This is a genomic window from Streptomyces sp. NPDC058646 (assembly GCF_042716875.1).
In the GTDB taxonomy this organism is placed as follows: Bacteria; Actinomycetota; Actinomycetes; order Streptomycetales; family Streptomycetaceae; genus Streptomyces.
In genome coordinates this window covers 49,798-55,804 of sequence record NZ_JBHXRK010000036.1, presented here as the reverse complement: position 1 = coordinate 55,804, position 6,007 = coordinate 49,798, and the positions used below count along the sequence as shown (strand labels likewise).

The window sequence follows — 6,007 nt, the reverse complement described above, 5'->3', positions numbered from 1 at the left end:
TGGTCGGATTTCCGACCCGACCCGACGGATTTCCGACCAGCCTGGTCGGAAAAAAAACGGCAGCACCTCTCTGACCTGGTAAAACGCTCCCCCCTAATAAGCCCCCCCAAGAAGTTCTTCTCTCTCCCGTACCGCTGGCCGCAGCGGCACCGCCGTCTCGGCCTGGTCTTGTGACGGACAAGCGAGAGAGACCTCGGCTTCGCCGGGCAGAGCAACCCCGCTTCTGCTGCTGGCCCGTCTTTGGCCTCAGCCCACGAAGGTGCGCCCCACTCGACGTACACGCGGTCCCGGTCCGCGGGGGCCTCGCTGCAGTCCCACCCGCCCCGACCACGCTTTCTCTCCTGGTGCCCGGCCCCGTACGGGCCGCAGTCGAAAGCCGGCGGACGCCGCCCCGACGTGCACTGGCTTGCGGTGGTGACCATGACGGTGATGGGCCGCCGATACCCCCACCCGCCCGCCGCCTATTAACAGGGCGTTGCCGTTCTCGGACCGGGGTGGTGGGTACGGCCCGCGCCGTACCCACCACCCCGGCTTGGGGCACCTCAGCCCGCCACCGGGCCGCAAACGATCTTGACCTCCTCGTGTAGCAGGCCAGGGTCGTAACCCGAGGGTGGGACGGCGAATGGGCCGAGAACCGGAGGGTCATGCTTCGGACGGGATCGGCCGCTCGCAGGCGCAAGGCCCTGTTAATAGCCCAGAGGGAGGGGGCGCGGCCGCGTCACCCATTCGGGTGTGGCGGCCGCGCCGTGGGGCGTCCCTGAAGGAGTCAGTGCAGGTCAAATAGAGAAAGGTGCCCTTCGGGCACGACCTTCACGGCCCCCTCGGCTTCGCCGATGAACACAGACGCCCTTCGGGCGGCAACTACAAGAACAGGGCGGCGCGCCCCTGAGCGGGCCTGTGCGGCTCTCGGGTGTCGATCGGCACTCCCCGGCGCCGAGGCGGAGATCGGCGCTCCTGGCCCCCTTCACGCCCCGCATTGGGCCCGTTCTGCATGATCGCCTGGGGCCCTCCTGGTAGCCCCGGCGTTTGCGGGCCGTGTCCGTGCTGCCTCTGGTCGGTTTCCCACGGCGAGGGCGAGATGGTCGGTAGGACACGCCATCGTGCCGCGGAGCCTCCTGCGGCACGTACAGATTGCAGGGCTGGGGCGTCCCCACGCGCATGTAGGTTAGTCATCCCAGTTGAACTGTCACCTGGGACTGTCACGTTGAACTTTCACCTGGCACTCACATGTACCCGCTCGGACGTCCAACTCGTGGGGGGTTGAATCGTTTGGTTCGGGCCTACTGGAATGGCTACCTTCAGGGGCATGAAGAAGACATCGCACACCGAGCAGGACATGCAGGAACTCAAGGCGACCGGCAGGGACACCCGAGCGAAGGTTCTCGAGCGCTCGATCCGGTTCAACGTGCCCTTGCGCAAGACCTTCGTCCAGGCCCCCAAGGGGGCCGCAAGCCGCCACGGGCCCCTCAAGGACTTCGTGACCGGTCGCGACCTCAGAGGCCTGAAGGCGTACCTGATGATCGTGGCCGCGTGCAGCAACGGCGCCTCCGGCTGGTCGACCAAGCACGACAGCGCGGTGTGGGCGCGGCTGATGGACATCCAGGAGACCGCAACCGATCAGTCCGCCCGAACCGGCGCCTGGCGGGCCCTGCGCCGGCTGGAGGGCCGGAATCTGATCAAGTGCAGCCGCTCAGGAACCATGATCACGGTCACCCTGCTGCGGGAGGACGGCAGCGGCAGGGCGTACGACCGTCCCGCCGGGAAGACCGAAGAGGACCGCTTCCTGCAGATCCCGACCACGTTCTGGGCAAAGGGGTACGACGAGAACCTGGACCTGCCGGCCCTCGCCCTGCTCCTGGTCGTCGCCCGGGAGAAGGCGTGGTCTGCCTTCCCGGCCGAGAAGGCTCCCGAGTGGTACGGCTGGTCCGCGGACACCCACGAACGCGGGCTGAAGAAGCTCCTCGACCTCGGGCTCGTGGAGCGCATCAAGGTCTTCAAGAAGGCTCCACTCGCCCCCGCCGGCGTCACCGAGGCGTACCTGTATCAGCGGACCGCGATCACCAGGCCCCGCAAGCCTCGACAGGCCGCACCGACCACCACGAAGTCCACGACTGTGAAGAAGAGCGCCGCGAGCCCTTCCCGGAACAAGGGGTGACCTGATCAACCAGACCCAGGGGGGACCCCACTCCGCAGGCAGGCAGAAGCCGGCCTGGCTGGACGAGTCCTTCTACGAGAACAGCGAGAACGGCTTCTACATCCTCGCCGCCACCATCATCGACCCCACCGTCACAGACGACGTCCGTGCAGCAATACGCGCGCTGAAAGGGCGACGGGACACCAGCAAGTCCCATTGGACCGAGATGGACCATCGGCAGCGGCGCGACGCCGCCCAGCTCGTAGCCGGTCAGAGCGGCCTCCACGTTGTGGCCGTCGGGACACCGGTGCCCAAGCGGAGGCAGGAACGGGCCCGGAGTAAGTCCTTGACCGCGCTCGTCGTCGAACTGCACGGGTTCAAAGTCGACCAGCTGTACATCGAGTCACGCGAGGCCGCACTCAACAAAAGCGACATCAGCACGGTCGCCCGCGCCCGGCAGACGGTCCTGCCCAAGGGGGCCGTGTTCCGTGCGGATCATGTGCACGGCCACGTTGAGCCGCTGCTCTGGATCTCCGACATCGTCGCGGGAGCCGTTCACGCCCATCGCAAGGGCGATCCGCAGTACACCGCGCTGTTGGGAGACGCCTTGCTCGACTTCGAGGTGCCCACCGACTGCTGAAACGCCCCCGGAAATGCGCCGAGCCAGGCTCCCGGTCTGCCCCAGGTCACCTGGCTCCACTTCCGGCAACCCGCGGTCACCGGCTCGTTCACCACACTACATGCCCCATTACAGGGCGCCAACAGGTGCGATTCCACACGCCGCGCACGGAACCGCCGGGGGCACGGCCGATATAGCCGAGGTCAGACCCGTTGGGTCTAACAGGTCTGACCACATCCGGCCCCGGCTCCCGCGCCCAGCCTCGCCGTGGGCTAGGCCGGGCGATCCGCGATACCCCCGACAGAAAAAGGCCACCATCACCATCGTGGTCATCCACGTCGGCCGCCTCGGCTGACACCCCGCGCAGCAGACGGCGAAGGGCCGGACCGATCACGGTCCAGCCCTTCGCCGTCTCCGCCAGACCTGTTAGTCCTAACAGGTCTGACCTGTTCTGAGGTGGCCGTCTCCCCGGCGCAGGGGCCTGAGGGGCGGCGCTCCTACTGCTGTGCGCGGAGCTGGTCGCGGCGGGCCTGGACCAGGCCACGCCAGCGGGCACGAACGGAGTCGGGGCCGTCGAGCCAGGACACCGTCGAGGGCTCGGGCATCCGCAGGTCGGCCATGTGGTGGGCGGCGTCGACGCAGTAGCGGTAGTCGCCGGTCCGGGTGAGTTCGGCGAGGCGGCTGATGGCGGCCTGGGCCTTGTCCTGCTCGCCGATGACGGCGTGGTGGAAGACGAGCGCGAGTTCGAGGACGGCCTGGGCGGCGGTGATACCGGCGTCGTGGATCTCGGTCCGCAGGGCGCGGGCCTCGTCGAGGGTGTTGAGGGTTCCAGCCTGGCGGGCGAGGGCGGCGACCTGGACGGTGAGGGCAGTCGCGCGCTGGTCGAGCCCGGTCAGGAGGTGCTCGGCGAGGGTGATCTCGTCGCCAGCTCGGCCGGGGTCGGCGAAGGCGTAGGTGAGGGCGAGGTTGGCCTGGGCGATGGCCTGCTCGCCTCGGTTGCCGTGCTGCTCCGCTTCGGTGCGGGCGGTGGTGAAGGCGGTGGCGGCCTGGGTCATGTCGCCGTGGGCGAAGTGGATGTCACCCAGGACGCGGCTGCCGCGGCCGGGCCAGCCCAGGTTGCGGGCGGTGGCGAGCGCGGCGGGGAAGTCGCCGCTCACGCGGGCCAGGTGGGCGAGGCCGCGGGCGGCGTCGGGGGCGAGACGGCCCCCGCCGTCGGCGACCCGGCGCATCCCTTCGCGGGACTCCGTCGCCTGACCGAGGTCTCGGTAGGCCTTGGCCCGGTAGTACAGGGCCAGGTCGGCGAGCTCGGCGGGCAGCAGGCCGCTGTCGAGGACTTCGGTGAGCCGGGAGACGGTGGTGGAGCGGTGTTCGTGCTGGCGCCGGGCGAGCGCGGACAGGAGCTCGGCCAGGGCGTCCGCGCCGGTGGCGATCTCCTCGTCGCCGTCCCGGGCCGGGAGGGGCAGCGGTTCCCACACGTAGTCGTCGGTGTAGGCGAACGCGGCGTCGGTGAGCCAGCTCAGGTCGAGCCGGTGGTCGCGGGCCAGGGCCAGGCCTTGGCGCAGGCAGCCGACGAGCAGGCGCCGGTCCGGACCGGGTGCCGCCTTCCACTGCGCGCCGAGCGCGGCCAGGGCGCGGGAGGCGGCCTGCTTCCAGTCGGTGTCGGTCCAGCGGTCGTCGGTGGAGTCGTCGGCGGTGCGCAGGGTGGAGCGGATCAGCGCATGCAGGTGGTACGGCCACAGGGCGAAGTCGTCGCGGCGGACGAAGGGCCGCTCCACCATCCGGGCGGCGGCCGACAGGTGCGGCAGGCCGGCGGTGGCGGTGGCCAGCGGCAGGTCGAAGGCGTCCAGCAGCGACACTGCGCGCAGCAGGTGGCGCTCGTCGGGGGTGAGGTCGGCGAGGGTGCGGGTGAGCAGCGCGGGGAAGTCGGTGCCGAAGTCGCCGGCGGACGGGGTGCGGCCTGTGCGGTGCATCTCCAGGAAGCGGTGGGCGGCGAGGTCGAGGTAGAGGGGCAGCCCGTGGGACTGGTCGGCGATGACCTCACGCAGCGCCGGGGCGATGAGGGGCCGGCCGTCGCGGGTAAGGCGTCGGGCGAGGTAGTCGGTGCAGTCCTCCGGGGAGAAGTCGCCGATGAGGACCTGCCGTCCGGCCCCGGTCGGGTTGCCGCCGGGGCGGGGGCCGGGGACGGCCTGCCCTGCCAGGCCCGGCCAGGCCGTGGGGCCGGTGTAGTCGAGCTGGCCCTCCAGGCCGGCGTCGGCCCACTGCAGGCGGCCGCGGCCGGTGACGACGAAGAACGCGTTGGGCATCAGCCACACTAGGCGCTGCAGCAGGCGTTCGAGGTCGCGGTGGGTGCGGGTGCCGGTGTCCTCGAAGGTGTCCAGGAGCACCACCGGCACGACGGCCTGGTCGACGGGGAGCCGGGCGAGCTCGAAGGCGAGCAGGTGCGGGTAGTAGGAGAGGGCGTCGAGGTCGGGCTCGGCGTCCAGGAGGTCGGCCAGCCGGTGGCAGGCGGCCAGGGCCCGTACGGTCTGCCTGCGCTCGCGCAGCGCGGTGGTCAGCGCGCCGGTGAGGGCGCCGACCGCGGTGCCGACGGTGCCGGGCAGCAGCAGGGCCTGGGCGACGTCCGAGAGCACGGACTGCACCTGCTGCGGCAGTGCCTTCCCGAACCGGGCAGCGAGTCCGCCGCGGGTCAGGTACTCCTCCAGGCTCTCGCCCTGGTGCTGGTGCTCCCAGTACCGCTTCAAGGCAATGTCGAAGGCGGGCAGCGGGCGGCCCAGGTGCGCGGCGAGGGCAAGACGCAGCGTCAGGATGATGCGCTCGAAGTCGGTGCCGGCGGACCGCGCGAGGTCGACGCGGACGGGCAGCAGTGCCGGGCGGGCGGGCCAGGCGGGTTCGCCCCACCGGGCCGGACGTTCCCCGGCTCCGGCGAGGGTGGCTTCCAGGGTGCGCGAGAAGGTGGTCTTGCCGATCCCGCCGACCCCGTGGAACACCAGGACGTTGGTGCGCGGGGCCTCCAGGTCCTCGACGTCGATGGAATTGATGCGGGCCAGGTGTTCGGCGAGCGCGCCCTGGACCAGCTCCCACTGCCCCTGGCGGTTGGTGAAGGCCTCGGCCGCCTCCAGCCTGCGGTCGTTCGAACTGAACAGCGCCCGCAGATCTCGCCCGTTGCCTGTCATCGCATACCCCCCGTGATCGCCTGTAGGGCCAACCTAAGCCCAGGTAGGACGTGGTGAGGCTGCGTCACGGACAATGGCCGA

General features: G+C 70.5%; 3 protein-coding genes. 2 read left to right on the top strand and 1 reads right to left on the bottom strand.

Annotated features, from left to right (window positions below; translation table 11 throughout):
• Positions 1-1,306: 1,306 nt before the first annotated feature.
• Both ACFWUZ_RS32140 and ACFWUZ_RS32135 read left to right on the top strand, forming a co-directional pair.
• Positions 1,307-2,155, top strand: coding sequence for a hypothetical protein (locus ACFWUZ_RS32140; protein WP_384380905.1), 849 nt, complete (start codon positions 1,307-1,309; stop codon positions 2,153-2,155).
• A 325-nt stretch (positions 2,156-2,480) separates the two neighbouring features.
• The gene (locus ACFWUZ_RS32135; RefSeq protein WP_384380903.1) at positions 2,481-2,774 is read left to right on the top strand and encodes a hypothetical protein; all 294 of its coding nucleotides are present in this window, start codon (positions 2,481-2,483) and stop codon (positions 2,772-2,774) included.
• 476 nt (positions 2,775-3,250) lie between these two features.
• Here ACFWUZ_RS32135 and ACFWUZ_RS32130 read toward each other — a convergent pair whose 3' ends face one another.
• Positions 3,251-5,926 (bottom strand): ATP/GTP-binding protein, encoded by a 2,676-nt coding sequence (locus ACFWUZ_RS32130; RefSeq protein ID WP_384380900.1) that lies wholly within the window; start codon positions 5,924-5,926, stop codon positions 3,251-3,253.
• Between the last annotated feature and the right edge of the window lie 81 nt (positions 5,927-6,007).

Coding starts and splice junctions, on each gene's coding strand:
- ACFWUZ_RS32130 (WP_384380900.1), bottom strand. CDS start 5,926: ATGACAGGCAACGGGCGAGATCTGCGGGCGCTGTTCAGTTCGAACGAC.
- ACFWUZ_RS32140 (WP_384380905.1), top strand. CDS start 1,307: ATGAAGAAGACATCGCACACCGAGCAGGACATGCAGGAACTCAAGGCG.